Origin of the sequence: Gordonia spumicola (assembly GCF_009932475.1) — a bacterium.
Lineage (GTDB): Bacteria > Actinomycetota > Actinomycetes > Mycobacteriales > Mycobacteriaceae > Gordonia > Gordonia spumicola.
Genome location: NZ_BJOV01000005.1, coordinates 1,264,003 through 1,279,936 on the forward strand (window position 1 = coordinate 1,264,003; position 15,934 = coordinate 1,279,936).

Annotated in this window: 20 protein-coding genes; 12 read left to right on the forward strand and 8 right to left on the reverse strand. The window is 68.7% G+C overall.

Features of this window, described 5'->3' with window-relative positions:
• The first annotated feature begins 1 nt into the window (after window position 1).
• Window positions 2-295: an alpha/beta fold hydrolase gene (locus GYB83_RS17235; RefSeq protein ID WP_161896584.1), complete on the forward strand. Its 294-nt coding sequence runs from the start codon at window positions 2-4 to the stop codon at window positions 293-295.
• Window positions 296-345: 50 nt separating this feature from the next.
• On the opposite strand, the gene GYB83_RS17240 is transcribed toward GYB83_RS17235, so the two are convergent.
• The gene (locus GYB83_RS17240; RefSeq protein ID WP_161896585.1) at window positions 346-702 is read right to left on the reverse strand and encodes a hypothetical protein; all 357 of its coding nucleotides are present in this window, start codon (window positions 700-702) and stop codon (window positions 346-348) included.
• A gap of 185 nt (window positions 703-887) precedes the next feature.
• Between GYB83_RS17240 and GYB83_RS17245 the strand changes: the two genes are divergently transcribed.
• Window positions 888-1,382 (forward strand): hypothetical protein, encoded by a 495-nt coding sequence (locus tag GYB83_RS17245; RefSeq protein WP_161896586.1) that lies wholly within the window; start codon window positions 888-890, stop codon window positions 1,380-1,382.
• The gene (locus GYB83_RS17250) at window positions 1,379-1,843 is read left to right on the forward strand and encodes an SRPBCC family protein (protein ID WP_161896587.1); all 465 of its coding nucleotides are present in this window, start codon (window positions 1,379-1,381) and stop codon (window positions 1,841-1,843) included. The genes GYB83_RS17245 and GYB83_RS17250 overlap by 4 nt, the downstream gene beginning before the upstream one ends.
• 183 nt (window positions 1,844-2,026) lie before the next feature.
• Here the strand turns inward: GYB83_RS17250 and GYB83_RS17255 are convergent, their stop codons facing one another.
• The gene (locus GYB83_RS17255) at window positions 2,027-3,088 is read right to left on the reverse strand and encodes a magnesium and cobalt transport protein CorA (protein ID WP_161896588.1); all 1,062 of its coding nucleotides are present in this window, start codon (window positions 3,086-3,088) and stop codon (window positions 2,027-2,029) included.
• Window positions 3,089-3,374: 286 nt separating this feature from the next.
• On the opposite strand from GYB83_RS17255, the gene GYB83_RS17260 reads away from it, so the two are divergent.
• From GYB83_RS17260 to GYB83_RS17270, 3 genes are read left to right on the forward strand one after another with little or no spacing between them, the layout of a single operon-like run.
• A complete protein-coding gene (locus tag GYB83_RS17260) occupies window positions 3,375-4,271 on the forward strand; it encodes an alpha/beta hydrolase (RefSeq protein ID WP_161896589.1) in 897 nt (298 codons plus the stop codon).
• A 14-nt stretch (window positions 4,272-4,285) separates the two neighbouring features.
• Window positions 4,286-5,176, forward strand: a complete 891-nt coding sequence (locus GYB83_RS17265) for an SDR family NAD(P)-dependent oxidoreductase (RefSeq protein ID WP_161896590.1) — start codon at window positions 4,286-4,288, stop codon at window positions 5,174-5,176.
• A complete protein-coding gene (locus tag GYB83_RS17270) occupies window positions 5,176-5,814 on the forward strand; it encodes a TetR/AcrR family transcriptional regulator (protein WP_161896591.1) in 639 nt (212 codons plus the stop codon). Before GYB83_RS17265 ends, GYB83_RS17270 begins: the two co-directional genes overlap by 1 nt.
• Before the next feature lie 6 nt (window positions 5,815-5,820).
• Here GYB83_RS17270 and GYB83_RS17275 read toward each other — a convergent pair whose 3' ends face one another.
• Entirely contained in the window at window positions 5,821-6,327 is a 507-nt protein-coding gene (locus GYB83_RS17275) for a flavin reductase family protein (protein WP_161896592.1), read from the reverse strand.
• Window positions 6,324-6,932 (reverse strand): superoxide dismutase, encoded by a 609-nt coding sequence (locus tag GYB83_RS17280; protein ID WP_161896593.1) that lies wholly within the window; start codon window positions 6,930-6,932, stop codon window positions 6,324-6,326. The genes GYB83_RS17275 and GYB83_RS17280 overlap by 4 nt, the downstream gene beginning before the upstream one ends.
• Before the next feature lie 95 nt (window positions 6,933-7,027).
• On the opposite strand from GYB83_RS17280, the gene soxR reads away from it, so the two are divergent.
• A complete protein-coding gene (soxR, locus tag GYB83_RS17285; RefSeq protein ID WP_186349865.1) occupies window positions 7,028-7,474 on the forward strand; it encodes a redox-sensitive transcriptional activator SoxR in 447 nt (148 codons plus the stop codon).
• Window positions 7,475-7,529: 55 nt separating this feature from the next.
• Here the strand turns inward: soxR and GYB83_RS17290 are convergent, their stop codons facing one another.
• The 3 genes from GYB83_RS17290 to GYB83_RS17300 are packed head-to-tail and all read right to left on the reverse strand — an operon-like array spanning window position 7,530 to window position 9,642.
• Window positions 7,530-7,967, reverse strand: a complete 438-nt coding sequence (locus tag GYB83_RS17290) for a nitroreductase family deazaflavin-dependent oxidoreductase (RefSeq protein ID WP_161896595.1) — start codon at window positions 7,965-7,967, stop codon at window positions 7,530-7,532.
• The gene (locus GYB83_RS17295) at window positions 7,964-8,722 is read right to left on the reverse strand and encodes an alpha/beta fold hydrolase (RefSeq protein WP_161896596.1); all 759 of its coding nucleotides are present in this window, start codon (window positions 8,720-8,722) and stop codon (window positions 7,964-7,966) included. The genes GYB83_RS17290 and GYB83_RS17295 overlap by 4 nt, the downstream gene beginning before the upstream one ends.
• Window positions 8,719-9,642 (reverse strand): oxidoreductase, encoded by a 924-nt coding sequence (locus GYB83_RS17300; RefSeq protein ID WP_161896597.1) that lies wholly within the window; start codon window positions 9,640-9,642, stop codon window positions 8,719-8,721. Before GYB83_RS17300 ends, GYB83_RS17295 begins: the two co-directional genes overlap by 4 nt.
• A gap of 96 nt (window positions 9,643-9,738) precedes the next feature.
• Between GYB83_RS17300 and GYB83_RS17305 the strand changes: the two genes are divergently transcribed.
• The 3 genes from GYB83_RS17305 (at window position 9,739) to GYB83_RS17315 (ending at window position 13,236) form a co-directional block, all read left to right on the forward strand.
• Entirely contained in the window at window positions 9,739-10,674 is a 936-nt protein-coding gene (locus tag GYB83_RS17305) for a threonine/serine dehydratase (protein WP_161896598.1), read from the forward strand.
• A 76-nt stretch (window positions 10,675-10,750) separates the two neighbouring features.
• Entirely contained in the window at window positions 10,751-11,737 is a 987-nt protein-coding gene (locus GYB83_RS17310) for an adenylate/guanylate cyclase domain-containing protein (RefSeq protein WP_228461573.1), read from the forward strand.
• Window positions 11,734-13,236 carry an acyl-CoA carboxylase subunit beta gene (locus GYB83_RS17315; protein ID WP_161896600.1) on the forward strand — a complete coding sequence of 501 codons (1,503 nt, stop codon included), beginning with the start codon at window positions 11,734-11,736 and terminating at the stop codon, window positions 13,234-13,236. The genes GYB83_RS17310 and GYB83_RS17315 overlap by 4 nt, the downstream gene beginning before the upstream one ends.
• Before the next feature lie 67 nt (window positions 13,237-13,303).
• Here GYB83_RS17315 and GYB83_RS17320 read toward each other — a convergent pair whose 3' ends face one another.
• Window positions 13,304-13,909, reverse strand: a complete 606-nt coding sequence (locus GYB83_RS17320) for an LGFP repeat-containing protein (protein WP_161896601.1) — start codon at window positions 13,907-13,909, stop codon at window positions 13,304-13,306.
• Window positions 13,910-14,167: 258 nt separating this feature from the next.
• Here GYB83_RS17320 and GYB83_RS17325 point away from each other — a divergent pair, with 258 nt between their 5' ends.
• On the forward strand, window positions 14,168-14,977 hold the full coding sequence (locus GYB83_RS17325) for an alpha/beta fold hydrolase (RefSeq protein ID WP_161897561.1): 810 nt from the start codon (window positions 14,168-14,170) through the stop codon (window positions 14,975-14,977).
• A complete protein-coding gene (locus tag GYB83_RS17330) occupies window positions 14,978-15,874 on the forward strand; it encodes an alpha/beta hydrolase (RefSeq protein WP_161896602.1) in 897 nt (298 codons plus the stop codon).
• Window positions 15,875-15,934 lie beyond the last annotated feature (60 nt).

Consider the following 15,934-nt stretch of genomic DNA (forward strand, 5'->3'; position numbering starts at 1 on the left):
CATGATGTGGACGCTTCAGAAGACCTTCGGCGTGTCCGATCCGCTGTCACTGATGAAGCGGATGCGGTCCCTGTCCCTGCGATCGGCCTACCGCGACGTGACGATTCCCATCCTGGCCGTCAACGGCGACTCCGACACACTCGTCTCCACCCAGGACACTGTCGACCTCGCGCACCACGCACCGCTCGGCGATCTAATCCTGTACCCGGACGACGACCATTGCGCCATGGGTCACTACGACGAGGTCGCCGCCGACTCCACAGGTTTCCTCGCCCACCACCTCGGGTGCGACTGACCGCCGGGTCGAACACTGCTCCTCGCCTGATCGACGAGTTGGAGACGAGGTCAGCGCAGGGGCGTCAGTGTGAAGGTTCCGACGCGGGCACCGCCGAGATACGCCGGCCCCTTGTAACCGCCGTGTCCGTCGGGATACATGAACACGCGGTGGCCGGGGAAGAAGTCGACGTAGCCGCCGTTGCCGACGTTGTGAATCGGGTAGTGGCCGATCAGGACCAGTTGGCCGTGCTCGACGTGTCCGACACGCTTGAGCAGGACGGTGTTCCCGGCCCATGTGGTGGAAGTGTATGCGCCGGACTTGACGTCGGCCGCGGCCTGTCCCGGAACGGCGACGAGCGCTGCCGCGCTCACCGCTGCGGCGACCGCGACGGTCCGGACGACGGCTGGGCGGAAAGATGTGGTCATCGTCGTTCCTATCTGCTCGGGGTTCTCACGCTACGCCCGATCCGGCCCCCGAGCGCGGCAGTCGTGAGGCGATTTCCCCGTCGAACGACCGACACGCGGAACTCGCGTAAATTGCGTTGACGCGGAACGCCGACCACCATCGACGACATGTCGAGAAGGCCTGATTCCGGAAGCACGTGGTCGACATGATCATCGTCTACGCGGTCGTTGCGTTCGTCGTCATCGCCGCCGCGGTGGGCCCGTTGCTCGTCGTCGGAGCCCTACGCGGAACGCCGGGACGTGTCAGGCGGCGCATGGCCGCCGGCCTGATCGCGACGACTGTCGTCGCGGGGTGCGCGGCTGCGGCTGGCGGAGTCGACGTCCTCGAGTTCTGCGTGTACGTGATCGAGGGCGCCGTTCTCGCGTGCTTCGCCTTCACGCCCGGCGTCCTCGTCTCGGGCATCGGCGCGCTGTTCACCAAACGGGCGCTCGGTTCGACACCGCTCGTCGTCTCGGCGTGTGTGCTCATCGTGGCGGGCCTGGCGATCGACGTTCCCCGACCGGTGCCGTGGGACGAACTCGCCATGGTCTTGCTCGGCGTCGCGCTGGTCCTCGTTCCGGTTTTCGTCACGCCCGCAGGGCGCCGTCGGGACACGCCTGGCACACTTGTCGAAACGCCCGCAGAGGAGAGAAGTTCATGACCGGACCCGCCGACCGCGACTTCACCGACGAGGTCACGATCAACGCCGACCGCGCGCACGTATGGGACATCCTCAGCGACCCGGCGACCATGCCGAAGGCCAGCCCGGAACTCTTCGCCATGACCCGACGAAAGGGGCCGTTCCGCGCTGGTGAACGGTTCGTCGGATGGAACCGCCGCAAGGCCGTCGTGTGGCCGACGGTCAGCAGGGTGGTGACGGTCGACGAAGGCCGCGAACTCACCTGGCACACCTCGACGAGCGGCGCCACCTGGTCCTACACGATTGCCGGCGACGGCGACGCCACCGTGCTGCGCGAGGCCCGGACGATCACCGACGGCGTCCCCGGATTCGCCACGCTGTTCGGCAACGTGCTGCTCGGCGGCATGGGCAATCACGCCGACGAACTCGAATCCCACGTCTCCGCCACCCTCGCCTGGATCAAAGCCGAAGCCGAGCGCTGACGTCCTCACCCGTTCGTTGACCGAACGCTGACTCCCTAACGCCGGCATCCGCACGTAACATTCCCCGATTTCCGAGCGCGGCCGAGGAATCACCCCGAGATCGTTCGATTCGGGGAATGTTAGACGCTTCGACTTGCTGCACTCGCTCAACGAGCGGCGGCAGCAGGGCGGTCGGGCGGCGGATCAGATCCAGCCGCGGCGCTTGAACGCGAAGTGCAGGACGACGCTCACCATCACCATCAGGAAGAGGCCGAACGGATAGCCGTACTGCCAATGCAGTTCCGGCATGGTGTCGAAGTTCATGCCGTACACGGTTCCGACTAGGGTCGGCGCGAAGAGGATCGCCGCCCACGCCGAGATCTTCTTGACGTCCTCACCCTGGGCGATACTGGCTTCGCTGAGAGTCTTCATCTCCTCGTTCTGCCGCTGCGCGACCAGCGTCGCGTTCACGGTCAGGATGTCGCGCAAGGCGCTGCGGAAACCGTCGATGCGCTCATTGATCCCCACGACATGATCGGCGACGTCACGCAGGTGGCGGCGCAGTTCCTCGTCGACCCCGTACTTGTCCGACCCGGCGTCGAGAGCCGCGAGGACTCCCGTCAGCGGCCTGGTCGCGCGCTGGAACTCGACGACTTCGCGGGACAGTTCATACGTCCGGCGCGATGCCGCGGGATCGCCGCCGAACACCTCGGTCTCGATCTCGTCGATGTCGTTCTCCAAGCCGCGGACGACGGGTGCGTAGCCGTCGACGACGGAGTCGAGGATCGCGTACAACACCGCATCGGTGCCGCGTGCGAGGAGGCGGGGATCGTCCTCGAGCCGCCTTCGGACACCCGCCAGGTCGGGCGACTCGCTGTGCCGGATGGTGATGACGAAGTCGGGCCCGATGAACAGGTGGAGCTCGCCGAACTCGACGATCTCGGCGGCGTCGACGTAACGGGCGGCGCGCAGCACCGCGAACAGTGTGTGCCCGTAGCGCTCGACTTTCGGACGCTGATGAGCGTGAACCGCGTCTTCGACGGCGAGTTCATGAAGGCCGAATTCATCCGCGAGCGCGGACAATTCGTCGATGCTCGGACGGTAGAGGCCGATCCACGCCATTCCGTCGGGCGTCGATCGAAGACTCCGGAACGTCTCGCCGAGGGATGGGGGAGACGCGACACGGCGGCCGTGGCTGTAGATGGCGCTGTCGACGATGCTCGATGCGCAGTCGACGGTGGACGAGTAGCAGCGTTCTTTGGACATGACGAGACCATTCACACGAGAAGGGGACTCCGGAAGCGGAGTCGAGGATCACGAATGAGGTCGCACACGCGACACGCCGACGTCAGCGCAGGACGAGAGTGCGACCGTTCGGACTGGGAGGTTCACCGGCGGACATGGCGGCTCCTTCCCCACTCGGCGTCAACACGTCGGCGACCATACCATCGGTCGACATCCCTCTCAGTTTTGTAAGGTCTTCTAATTTTAGAATTGAATCTATATTGTGATCATCACCGAACCCCACCACACCAACGTGAGGAGCCTCCAGATGGAGCGCATCGACGTCACATTCCCATCCGGCGACGCGGCTTGTGCGGCGTGGCTGTACCTGCCCGACGCCGACAGCACCGATCGACCCGGACCGGTCGTGGTCATGGCCCACGGTCTCGGCGGCGTGCGCGAAGAACGACTGGACGCCTTCGCCGAGCGATTCTCCGCCGCGGGTTATGCGTGTCTCGTCTTCGACTATCGATACTTCGGAGCGAGCGGCGGCGAGCCCCGCCAGCTGCTCGACGTCCCGAGCCAGCGTGCGGACTGGCGTGCCGCGGTCCGGTATGCGCGATCCCTGCCGCAGATCGACGCCGACCGAGTCGTGGTGTGGGGAACGTCGTTCAGCGGTGGTCACGTCATCGTGACCGCCGCGGAGGACCGCCGGATCGCCGCCGCCACGGCGCAATGCCCGTTCACCGACGGACTCGCCTCCGGGACCGCCATGTCTCCCCTGGTCAGCATGAAGATCGCGGCCCTGGCCGTGCGCGACGTGGTGGGTTCGAGACTCGGTCGCCCGCCGGTGATGGTCCCCACGACAGGCGAACCCGGCACTGTCGCCCTGATGACCTCCCCCGACTCCGTGGCCGGCGTGCAGGCGCTCATCCCCGAGGGCGCGCACATCGAGAAGGACGTCGCGGCGCGCGTCGCACTTCAGATTCCGCTGCAGTTCCCCGGCCGTCAGGCGGCGAACGTGGCATGTCCCCTGCGGGTCGTCATCTGTGAGCAGGACGCCGTCGCTCCGGCCGCCGCGACCCGGAAGCACGTGTCGAAGGCGCCCGACGTCGAGATCGTCTCGTACGACACCGGGCATTTCGACATCTACGTCGGCGATTGGTTCGAGAAGAACGTCACCGAACAGATCGACTGGCTTCGCCGGACCGTCGCGCTCCCCTGACCCGGAAGATCACCATGAAACGCTACGACCTGTCCGGACGCACAGTCGTCATCACCGGCTCGACGGGCGGCCTCGGGTCGGCCCTGGCCGCTGAACTCCGCGCCCGCGGAGCCCGCCTCGCATTGCTCGACCTCCACGCCGACGCGGTACGCATCCAGGCCGAGACGCTCGGTCCGTCGTCCGTCGCTCGGGCGTGGTCGGTGGACGTCCGCGACCTCGTGAGCATCCAGACCGCCGTCGACGAGGCGGCCGTGCACTTCGGCGGCATCGACGTCGTGATCGCCAATGCCGGAGTCGGTTCGATGGCGTCCATCGAGACGCTCGACCCCGACGCGTTCGCCAGGATCATCGACATCAACCTCAACGGCGTGTGGCGGACATTCCGCGCCGCCGTTCCGCACGTGATCCGGCGGCGCGGATATCTGCTGGCGATCTCGTCGATGGCGGCGTTCGTCCACTCCCCGCTCAACGGGCCGTATGTCGCGAACAAAGCAGGTGTGTGGGCGCTCGCGGACGCGACCAGGCTCGAACTGCGTCACCACGGCGTCGCGGTCGGCAGCGCTCATCCGACGTTCTTCGCCACCCCGATGATGGACGACGTCCACTCCGATCCCGCGGGCCGCGCGTTGTGGGGTGGAAACACGTCGGGACTGTGGAAGATGGTCCCGCTCGACGAGGTCGTGGAGATCGTCGTCGACGGCATCGAGCGCCGCAAGCCGCTGATCGTCGCACCGAAGAGGAACGCCCTCGCCGCCCGGATCCCCGGGCTGATCCGCCCGATCGTCGAACGAATCGGCTTCCGTGGCACCACGATTCCCGACGCTGCCGCACTCGCGAGCGCCACCGGGTGGATCAGTGCGCGGCACGAGAACCCCGAGGAGACAGATCCCGGCCACATGAGATGATGCGGACACGGAGAGGAGCCCCGGTGGCAGACGACAAGGCACCGTCGCGACAGTCGCGCAAGCGGATCGCGACGCGTGAGGCGATCATCGACGCCGCCGAGGAACTTCTCGACCGGGGCGGACTCGACGCGGTCACGTTGCCCGCGGTCTCGGAGAAGGCCGATGTCGCGTTGCAGACGATCTACAACCGTGTCGGCACGCGGGACGCGGTCCTGCTCGCGGTCGCCGAACGAGCTCTCGCCGCCAATCGCGAGTACATGGACGCGGCGTACGCATTGCCCGGGTCGGCCGAGGATCGGGTGACGGCGGCGGCCGCCGCCTACGCCCGGTTCGCGTTCGAACGCCCTCACCAGTTCCGCCTGTTGGCGTCGCCGCCCGACGTCCCCGAGGCGCTCGAGCGGATAGCCGAGCTGACCGCCGAACAGAACGGGAAGCTCGCCGACGCGATCCGCGACGGTGTCGCCGACGGAAGCGCGCGCGCCGACCTCGATCCCGATCTCACCGCGACCCTGATGTGGGCAGCGTTCAACGGCGTCCTCAGCCTCACATGGCGGGCGGGCCCCCGCGTCGACGACATCGGCCGCCTGCTGAGCCTGCTCGCGTCGATCGTCGCCGACGGTGTCCGTCCGCGCCCCTGACCGGCGTCAGGCGGCCCTGCTCTCGCGGACGTCGCCGGTCGTGTGGAAGCCGTGGTCCCACCGCAGCAGCGGCGTGCCGTCGCGGCTGCTCCCCCGGACGACGTCGCCGACGATGAGCACCTGGTCGTTGACCGGCATCGTCGACGACGTGGTGCACCACACCGAGGCGAGCGAGTCGGGCACCCACAGGACGCCCTCGGGTGATCGATGCGCGCCGGCCGCCGCGAGCGCCTCGCTGCGTTCAGCGGGTGACGTCGGACCGGTGAGGGTCTCCACGAGGGGCAGATGGTCGACCGACAGCACCGACAACGCCCACGGTCGTCCCGCCATGATCGCCGACAGACCCGGTCGCCGACCGCCCACGGACACGGCGATCGCGAACGGATCAACGGACGCGGTGAGCACCGACGCCGCGACGAAGCCGACGTCGCGGCCGTCGTCGTTCACCGTCACCAGGCACACGCCGCTGCCGAGTTTGGCGAAGGCGTCGTACAACGAGGCGTCTGCGCTCATCGGACCGTCGCGACGGCGGCCTCGAACCGCGCCTGGGCGTCGGCCCAGTTCGCGATGTTCCAGAACGCCGCGGCATAGTCGGCCTTGACATTGCGGTAATCCAGGTAGAACGCGTGCTCCCACATGTCGAGTTGCAGGATCGGGACCAGGGTCGCGGGGATGTTCGACTGCTGGTCGTACATCTGCACGACGTGCAGCCGGGCGCCGAGGGCATCCCACGCCAGGATCGCCCATCCCGAGCCCTGAATCGTCAGTGCGGTCTGCTCGAAGTGGGCACGGAACCCATCGAACGACCCGAACTGGTCGTCGATCGCGGCAGCCAGTTCGCCGGTGGGCTTGTCGCCGCCGTCGGGTGACAGATTGGTCCAGAAGATCGAGTGATTGATGTGACCGCCGAGGTTGAACGCGAGCGTCTTCTCCAGGCCGACGATCGAACCGAAGTCACCCGTCTCGCGGGCGTGCGCGAGCTTGTCGAGGGTGGTGTTGAGGCCCGCGACGTAGTTCGCGTGGTGTTTCGAGTGGTGAAGCTCCATGATCTCCGGGGAGATGTGCGGAGCGAGGGCACTGTAGTCGTACGGAAGGTCGGGCAGCGTGTAGGCGGTCATGGCGGTGTTCCTTTCATCGAGGTGCAGTCGCCACGCTAAGACCTCAAGTTCACTTGAGGTCAATTCGCTACGATGGAGACATGGACCACACCGCGATGCATCATGAGCCCGACGAGTTGCTCACGGTCGGCGAGATGAGCCGCCGTACCGGCGTCGCGGCGTCCGCCCTGCACTACTACGAGACGCTCGGGCTCATCGCGTCCACGCGCACGTCGGGCAACCAGCGCCGCTACCCGCGCCACATGCTTCGCCGCGTCGCGCTGGTGTCGGTCGCAAAACGGCTCGGGATTCCCCTCGCCGACGTTCAGGACGCGTTCGCCGACGTGCCGCTCGATCGTCGACCGAGCCATGACGACTGGCAGCGCGCGTCACGCCGATGGAAGTCGACGCTCGAGCAACGTCGGCTCGGCATCGAGAAGCTCGAGAAGGAACTGACGGGCTGCATCGGCTGCGGATGCCTGTCGATGAAGGCGTGCGGACTGCTCAACCCCGACGACGAACTCGCCCAGACCGGATCGGGCGCGCGACGCGTCGATCTGTGATCTCAGCGCGACCGGAACGAGTGCGCGGCGCGCGGACCACCCGTTCCGGTCGTGGTCAGCGGTTCTCGCAGATCACGACGGGGACGTCGCGCTCGGTTCGCTTCTGGTAGTCCGCGTATCCGCGGTACGACGCGACGATCCGCGGCCACAATTCGGCCTTCTCCGCGGGAGTCGCGGTGCGCGCCGTGACGCGGCGGGTGACGCCCTCGATGACGATCTCCGCGTCCGGCGTCGCCTGCAGGTTCCGGTACCAGTCCGGGTGCCGGTCGTCGCCGCCCTTCGACGCGACGAGCACGATGCGCTCGCCGTCGTGGACGGGACTCGTCAGATAGCACGACCTCGGCAGTCCGGACTTGCGGCCCACGGTGTGGAGTTCCACGGTCGGCATGCCGAACGGGGCCGACAGCAGACGTCCGCCGCTGATCGCGAGGATCGCGCGGTGGCCGCGGTTCATCAGCTTGGCGCCGACGTCTTTGATCAGGTGGGACTTCATCTTTCGGCTCCTTCACGGGTCCACCAGTCGACGATTCGATCGACGACGGCGTCGGGTGTGCGCACCCAGGCGATGTGGTCGTTGGACGCCCCGTCGGGAACGTCGCGGTCGAGGTAGTGCCAGCGGGTGACGGACCGAGCGGCGAAGAAGCGCTCGGCGAGATCGTCCACCGCCGCGGACGGCGACAGATCGTCGCCGTCGAGGCTGATCATCAGTGCGGGTGTGTCGACGGGGCCGGCCACCGGAAACGGGGGCCTGCCGCTGCGCACCATGCGCGACCATTCCCGCATGAGCGTGCGAGCGCCGGGCGCGCCGAACGCGGGCTTCGGCAGGTAGCCGAACACCGCGGTCGTCGCCGGCACGACGACGCCCGCGAGAAGGGCGAGCGGCAGTCCGCCGTACCGGAAGTGGCGGAAGTACGGGAACGACGCACCCACGGTGACGACGCCGTCAGCCGGCGTCCTCGTCAGTTCGTGACCGGCGACCAGCTGCCCGCCGAGGCTGTGACCGAGGAGGACGACGGGCCGTCGCGGATTCTCGCCGCGGACGCGCGTCACCGCTGTCTCGATGTCGCCGATCTCGTCGTCGTAGCCCCAGTCCGACGCGCGGGACGCCCGCGGTTCGCCTCGCTCGAAACCCCGTCGCGGCAATGCGACCGCATCCCAGCCCCGCCGCTCGAAGGCCTCGACGAGCGGACGGTAGTACCCCGAGCCGATCGCCATCGCGGGTGCGATCAGCACGATCGGCTCCGTCATGCCTGCACGTCGATCGCGACGCCCGTCAACTCCTCGGACACGGCCCACAGCCTGCGGATCGCTTCGTCGGCGCCGGGCCGCACCAGCGGGCGGACCACAGGCGATCCGAAACTGGCGAACAGCGGGCCGTACAGCGTGCCGCCGGTCGCCGACGGATCGGTCGCGGCCCGCAACTGGCTCAGCGCGCCGCGCGGCACCGACATCCCGAAGAAGCGTGTCGTCACGCCACCGAGTGTGCCGAGGACGCCGCCGCCACCGGCCTCGGCAGTGGTGGTCTGCAGGTCCGAAGCGGTCCAGCCGGGATGACCCGACAGCGCCGTGGCCCGCGCGCCCGCGTCGGTGAAGAGACGGTCGAGCCCGATCGCGAAGTGCAGATTCGCGAGCTTGGAGTTCCCGTACGCGCGCCACGCGTCGTAGCGGCCCTCGAGGAACGGATTGGCCGGGTCGATGCTGCGGCCCTGATGGCGGGCCACGCTCGTCACCGTCACGACGCGACCGGCGTCGGCGGCGAGGACCGCGGGCAGCAATGCCGCGGTCCACGTCCAGTGACCGAGATGATTGGTGCCCAACTGGACCTCGTAGCCGTCGGCCGTACGCCCCTCGGGCATCGCCATGACTCCCGCGTTGTTGATCAGCATGTCGATCCGGTCGTGTCGGGCGAGGACCTCGGACGCGGCACTCTTGACCGACTCCTGCGACGACAGGTCGAGCGGGACCACATCGATGGCCGCGCCGGGCGCCTCGCGGAGGATCTGCGTCTTGGCCGCCTCGGCCTTGTCGAGATTGCGGGCCGCGATCACGATCTCGGCGCGCTTGCGCGCGAGCGCCGTCGCGGTTGCCAGGCCGAGTCCGCCGTTGGCGCCGGTGATGACGGCGACGCGGCCGTCCTGTGCGGGGATGTTGCTCTCTGACCAGCTCATGGTGCCTTCGCCTTCCGCGATGTTTACATTGCTCACGACACTAGGAAGGCGCGTGAGCAGTGTCAACATTGGTGTGACGCAGGTAACGTCGACACCGTGATCACCGCAGACGACGTCCGCATCGCACAACACCGGATCGCCGACCGCGTCCGGCGTACCCCGATGATCCAGGCGGACCGGGGTCCGTCCGGCGGCGACGTCTGGTTCAAGGCGGAGTTCCTCCAGCGCTGCGGCGTGTTCAAGACCCGCGGCGCGTTCAACCGCCAGTTGCACGCCCGCGAGCTCGGCCTGCTCGATCCGACCGTCGGCGTCGTCGCCGCGTCCGGCGGAAACGCCGGGCTGGCGAACGCCTACGCGGCCTCGGTGCTCGGTGTGCCCGCGACAGTGTTCGTCCCCGAGACCGCACCCCGGGTGAAGGTGGATCGTCTGAGCGCCTTCGGAGCGACCGTCCGCCAGGTGGGACGCGAATACGCCGAGGCGTACGACGCCGCGCAGGCGCACGTCGCGTCGACCGGCGCGCTGTTCTGCCACGCCTACGACCAGCCGGAGATCGCGGCCGGGGCGGGAACGCTCGCCCTCGAGATCATCGACGACCTCGCGGGCGTCGACACCATCGTCGTGGCGGTGGGCGGCGGCGGGCTGTTCGCCGGTGTCGCGGCGCTCGCGCACGAACACGGGGTGCGGGTGGTGGCAGTCGAGCCCGAACGCATCCCGACGCTGCGGTCGGCGCTGGACGCCGGGGCGCCCGTCGACGTCGATGTGTCGGGCGTCGCGGCCGACTCGCTCGGCGCGCGCCGCATCGGCGACATCGCCCTCGCGGTCGCGGCTGTGACCGACCCGATCAGCGTCCTCGTATCGGACGACGACATCGTGCGATCTCGGTCGTCGCTGTGGGCCGACTACCGGATCCCGGCCGAACACGGCGCCGCGGCAGCCGTCGCCGCGCTCGACGGCGGAGCCTACCGTCCGGCGTCGGGCGAGCGGATCGCCGTCGTCGTCTGCGGCGCGAACACGGATGTCTCGACCTTGTAGGTTCGTCGCGGTCGCCACTCGTCGAGGACTGCGGAATCGACGCCCGGGCATCGGTGCTCCGAATAGCCTGGACGGGATGGACACCAACCACGACGTCGACCTCCACGATCTCGCATCGAAGGTGGAGACCTTCCTGCTCGGCGGCGAGCGGACGTTCAGCGCGCGCGACCTCGCCGAGCACGTGGGGATCGACCTCGAATACGGCCGCGCGATGTGGCGGGCGATGGGCTTCCCGATCGAGGACGACGACGCGATCGTCCTCACCCGTCGCGACGCCACCGCGACCAAGGGCGCGATGCACGCGGTCGACCTCGGCATGGTGACGGCGGACGAGGTGCTCTCGTTCACGCGCCTGACCGGGCAGGTGTTCGCGCAGCTCGCCGAGTCCGAGGGCGAAGCGCTGATGCGGATCGTCTTGGACGGAGTCGCCAGGGTCGGATCGGACGAGACGCTCGAGCGTCTCATGGGCGACGCCCTCCCGCTGATCGAGGCCCTCCACGTCTACGTGTGGCGGCGGCAATTGGCGGCGTTCATCACCCGGACCGTCGCGCAGTACGACAGGACGGGCACGACGAGCGCCGACGTGACCGTCGGATTCGCCGACATCTCGGGGTTCACCGCGCACTCGCGGACGGTCTCCCCCGCCGACCTCGCAGACCTGCTCGAACTCTTCGAGTCGATCGCCACCGACGCCGTCGGCGCGCACGACGGTCGCGTCGTCAAACTGATCGGCGACGCGGTGCTGTTCACCGCGCCGACCGCTGCATCGGGCGTGTCCATCGCCCGCGACCTGCTCGACGCCTGGCCCGTCGACCGTCCGCCGGTCCGGGCCGGGATCGCCTCCGGCCCGGTTCTGCGGCGCCTCGGGGACGTCTTCGGACTCACGGTGAACATCGCGAGCAGACTCACGTCACTGGGCGGACCCGGCCAGATACGCATCGACGAGGCCACTCGTGCGGGGTTGCCGCCGGACGCGTCGTACCGCGTCGTCGAACAGAGTCCGCAGAACGTGCGGGGCTATGACAGCCTCCATTCGTGGACCGTCGAGGAGGACGTCTCATGACCGAACAGAGCCCGGCGAGCGGTCTCACCGAGGTGATCGCCAGACGGCACCTGACCACCGACGACGCCCGCCCGGAGAAGGTCGCGAAACGCCACGCCGCCGGTCGCCGCACCGCACGGGAGAACATCGCGGACCTCGTCGATCGCGGCTCGCTCGTCGAGTACGGACAGTTCGCCACCGCCGCGCAGGAGCGCAGGCGTGACCTCGCCGACCTCGTCGTCGACACCCCGGCGGACGGATTGATCGGCGGCACCGCGACCGTCGACGGCACACCGTGCGTGGTGATGTCGTACGACGCGATGGTGCAGGCCGGCACGCAAGGTCTGCGCGGACATCACAAGACCGACAGGCTGATCGACGTGGCGATCCGCCGTCGCCTGCCTGCTGTCTTCTTCACCGAGGGCGGAGGCGGCCGTCCCGGCGACACCGACTTCCCCATCGTGTCCGCGCTCGACGTCGGATCGTTCGCGCGATGGGGAGCCCTCGGCGAGGTCGCCCCGCGCATCGCGCTGGTCTCGGGGCGGTGCTTCGCAGGCAACGCGGTCCTCGCGGGCTCCGCGGACGTGCGTATCGCGACAGCCGACGCCAACCTCGGCATGGCCGGACCCGCGATGATCGTCGGCGGTGGGCTCGGACACGTATCCGCCGACGACATCGGCCCGGCGGACGAACAGTTCGCGAACGGAGTGCTCGACGTCCTCGTCGACGACGAGGAGGACGCGGTGCTCGTCGCCCGCGAACTGCTGGGTCTGTTGACGGGCCGTCGGACGGCGTCCGACCAGGCCGACCAGGCCGTGCTGCGCGACGCCCTGCCCGCGGGCGAACGGGAGGCGTTCGACGTCCGGCCGATCGTCGAGACGATCCTCGACACCGACTCCACGATCTGGCTGCGGTCGGGCTGGGCCCCGGAACTCGTCACCGCCCTCGGCCGCCTGGACGGGCGTCCGGTCGGCGTCATCGCGAACCAGTCGACGCACGACGCCGGCACACTCGCCGCCGACTCGTCGACCAAGGCAGCCGACTTTCTGGAGCTGTGCGAGCGCTGGTCGCTGCCGGTGATCAGCCTCGTCGACACGCCCGGCTTCATGGTGGGCCCGGACGCCGAACGGACCGGGCTCGTGCGGGCGGCCTCGCGCCTCGTCAACGTCGGGTCGCGACTGAGCGTCCCGCTCGTCGGGGTGGTCCTGCGCCGCGGCTACGGTCTCGGTGCACAGGCCATGCTCGGCGGCGACACGCGTCGGCCACTGCTGACCGTCGCCTGGCCCGAGGCCCACCTCGGACCGATGCGCCTCGAAGGCGCCGTCCGGCTCGGCATGGCGAAAGAGATCGCGGCACTGCCCGAGGCCGAACGGGAGCCCGCCGTCCGCGACCTCACCGCCGCGATGGAACGCAACGCGCGTGCGCTCAACGCCGCACGCGTCCTCGAGATCGACGACGTCATCGACCCGGCCGACACTCGCCGGGTGATCGCCGCGACGCTCTGGTCGTCTGTCGATTGAGCGCAGACGTCCCCGTACGCTCGCCGGAGTGCGAGCACACGGGGACGTCGTCGGTCGACGAAGCCGCCTACTTGGCGGCGACCTCCTTGCCCATGACCGTCACCTTGATCTTGTCGGTCTTGGTGTCGAAGGTGATCTCGCCGTGCTCGAAGGTCGACTTCTTGAGAGTTCCCTCGTCGGTCTCGTCGCTGGTCGCCGCGCCGAGCGGACCGTTCGAGCCGGACTTGCCGTGCGCCGACGGTTTGCCGTGCTCGTCACGTTTGACGTTCCACGCGTCGCGGATCTTGCCCCAGGTGATGAAGGCGGGAGTGCCCGCCTCGGCGTTCTTCGCGGTGATCACGCCACCGACGAACTGTTGGAAGACGACGCCGCTCTCGCTGGTTCCCGCCTCGCCCTTGCCCGCCTTCGGCTTGCCGAGGTCCTTGCGCTGTTTGTCGGTCGCGGCCGAGTACTTCGCCGCGATCGGGCCCGTGAGCGTGACCTCCTTGCCATCGGTGCTCGTCAGTTCGACGGGCTTCGCGGCCGCGGCCGACGAGGTCGTCGTCGCCGCGCTCGTCGCCGTCGTCGACGCTGACGCATCGTCCGACTTGTCGTCGCTACAACCGGCCAGCACCGCAGCGGTCACCGCCAATGCCGCGGCGACCCCCGCCGTCCGTCGCATGTTCTGTCGCATGTTGATCCCTCCCAGGCTTCAAGGACATCTCTTTCGGTCGCGTGGAACACGACCCGCCTCGGACACTAGGGCACAGCGCAGTCACGAGAACAGCCCTCGCGCACAATGATTCGAAATTCTTATCGGCCAATCGGACTACACGGCCATAAGCGCCCGGTTGCCGCACGACCACCCTCGTCCGATACGTTTGTACAGGGCAGTCAGGAGGATCACGTGAACGCCATCAACATCGAGACAGTCACCGTCGAGAGCAACGGCATGCGTCTGGTCGGCGATCGGCGTCGCACCGATTCGACGACCGGCGAACCGATCGTCCTGTTGCACGGAGGCGGCCAGACCCGCCACTCCTGGGACCGCAGCGCCCATGCCCTCGCGGCCCGTGGACGTGACGTGTACACCTTCGATCTCCGCGGTCACGGGGACAGTTCGTGGGCGGACGACTACGGCATCGGCGGGTTCGTCGACGACCTGCGATCGGTGATCCGGGCCATCGACGCCGCTCCCGTCCTGATCGGCGCATCGCTCGGCGGCATCACCAGTCTGTGCGTCGCGGGCGAGTTCCCCGGCGCGGCGTCCGCGCTGGTGATGGTCGACGTGGTGGTCGACGTCGAACCCGCGGGCATCGACCGCATCAAAGCGTTCATGAGCGACCACATCGACGGCTTCGACACTCTCGAGGACGTCGCCGACGCCGTCGCCGCATACACGCCGGGGCGCGCGAGGACGCGCAATCTCGACAGTCTCCGCAAGAACGTCCGGCTTCGGGACGACGGGCGCTGGTACTGGCATTGGGACCCGGCGTTCATCATCGGCCCCGCCGACGAGACGCGGACGGTGACCGACCCCACCAGGTTGCGAGCCGCAGCCAGACGGGTGGACGTTCCGACACTCATCGTCCGCGGCGGCAAGTCCGATGTGGTGAGCGATGCGGGCATCGCGTCCATGAAGGCGTTGGTCCCGCACGCGGACGTCGCCGATGTGGCCGCCGCGGGACACATGGTGGCCGGTGACGACAATCAGGTGTTCGAGGCGTCCATCGACGAATTCCTCGGCCGCCACGGCCTGTAGATGCGCTTCGATCTCGCCCGGTTCACCGCGCCGGGATCAGCCGAACACGCCGCCGAGTGCAGGACTCACCACTCCCGGACTGCGGCCGTCCGGGGACCCGCCGACCACGACGAACTGCTCCGCGTCCGTGCGGCCATCGCGACGCGTCCGTCGGTCGCGGACCCCGATGCCCGGACGCGCACGATCGACGGGGTCCCGGTCCGCGTGATCAGCCCGACCCGACCCGCACGCGGCGTGTACCTCGCGCTGCACGGCGGCGGCTTCTACCTGGGCTCGGCCGTGCGCAGCGACCCGCGGCACCGTGACCTCGCCGACGCCCTCGACGTCGTCGTCGTGGCGCCCGACTACCGACTGGCGCCCGAACACCCGTGGCCCGCGGCCGGTGACGACTGCGAACGCGTCGCGGACTGGCTCATCGACCACTCCGTCGACGAGTTCGGAAAGTCGACGCTCCTCATCGGCGGAGCCTCCGCCGGAGCGACCCTCGCCCTCACCACTCTCCTGAGACTGCGCGACCGCGGGCGCTCGGACGCGTTCGCCGGAGCCGTCCTCACCTTCGGCACGTACGACATCAGCGGACGCACCCCCATGGGTCGGGCGATCGACGACGAGTACTTCATCGACGCGTATGTCGGCCACGTCGACGATCGGTCGGTCCCCGACATCTCGCCGATCTTCGCCGACCTGCGGTCCCTGCCGCCGTCACTGCTCACCGTCGGGACGGCCGACGTCCTTCTGGAGCACAGCGTCGTCCTGGCCTCGCGGTTGGCGCTGGCCGACTGCGACGTCGAGCTCAACGTGTATCCGGACGCCCCGCACGCGTTCACCGGCGCTCCGACCGCGATGGCCGCGTCGGCCTGGGCCGACATCTACCGCTGGATGTCGGCACGCCTCTGACGCGTTCTCGTCGGACGACGACCCCGAAGCACGAAAGCGGGTCCACCCGGATGGGTGGAC

Bases quoted from the DNA above. Each gene is read 5' to 3' on its own strand.
- GYB83_RS17240 (WP_161896585.1), bottom strand. From the start codon at position 702: ATGACCACATCTTTCCGCCCAGCCGTCGTCCGGACCGTCGCGGTCGCC.
- GYB83_RS17320 (WP_161896601.1), bottom strand. From the start codon at position 13,909: ATGCGACAGAACATGCGACGGACGGCGGGGGTCGCCGCGGCATTGGCG.
- GYB83_RS17255 (WP_161896588.1), bottom strand. From the start codon at position 3,088: ATGTCCAAAGAACGCTGCTACTCGTCCACCGTCGACTGCGCATCGAGC.
- GYB83_RS17315 (WP_161896600.1), top strand. From the start codon at position 11,734: ATGACCGAACAGAGCCCGGCGAGCGGTCTCACCGAGGTGATCGCCAGA.
- GYB83_RS17325 (WP_161897561.1), top strand. From the start codon at position 14,168: ATGCGTCTGGTCGGCGATCGGCGTCGCACCGATTCGACGACCGGCGAA.
- GYB83_RS17280 (WP_161896593.1), bottom strand. From the start codon at position 6,932: ATGACCGCCTACACGCTGCCCGACCTTCCGTACGACTACAGTGCCCTC.
- GYB83_RS17295 (WP_161896596.1), bottom strand. From the start codon at position 8,722: ATGACGGAGCCGATCGTGCTGATCGCACCCGCGATGGCGATCGGCTCG.
- GYB83_RS17235 (WP_161896584.1), top strand. From the start codon at position 2: ATGATGTGGACGCTTCAGAAGACCTTCGGCGTGTCCGATCCGCTGTCA.
- GYB83_RS17260 (WP_161896589.1), top strand. From the start codon at position 3,375: ATGGAGCGCATCGACGTCACATTCCCATCCGGCGACGCGGCTTGTGCG.
- GYB83_RS17330 (WP_161896602.1), top strand. From the start codon at position 14,978: ATGCGCTTCGATCTCGCCCGGTTCACCGCGCCGGGATCAGCCGAACAC.
- soxR (WP_186349865.1), top strand. From the start codon at position 7,028: ATGCATCATGAGCCCGACGAGTTGCTCACGGTCGGCGAGATGAGCCGC.
- GYB83_RS17245 (WP_161896586.1), top strand. From the start codon at position 888: ATGATCATCGTCTACGCGGTCGTTGCGTTCGTCGTCATCGCCGCCGCG.
- GYB83_RS17300 (WP_161896597.1), bottom strand. From the start codon at position 9,642: ATGAGCTGGTCAGAGAGCAACATCCCCGCACAGGACGGCCGCGTCGCC.
- GYB83_RS17310 (WP_228461573.1), top strand. From the start codon at position 10,751: ATGGACACCAACCACGACGTCGACCTCCACGATCTCGCATCGAAGGTG.
- GYB83_RS17290 (WP_161896595.1), bottom strand. From the start codon at position 7,967: ATGAAGTCCCACCTGATCAAAGACGTCGGCGCCAAGCTGATGAACCGC.
- GYB83_RS17265 (WP_161896590.1), top strand. From the start codon at position 4,286: ATGAAACGCTACGACCTGTCCGGACGCACAGTCGTCATCACCGGCTCG.
- GYB83_RS17275 (WP_161896592.1), bottom strand. From the start codon at position 6,327: ATGAGCGCAGACGCCTCGTTGTACGACGCCTTCGCCAAACTCGGCAGC.
- GYB83_RS17270 (WP_161896591.1), top strand. From the start codon at position 5,176: ATGCGGACACGGAGAGGAGCCCCGGTGGCAGACGACAAGGCACCGTCG.
- GYB83_RS17250 (WP_161896587.1), top strand. From the start codon at position 1,379: ATGACCGGACCCGCCGACCGCGACTTCACCGACGAGGTCACGATCAAC.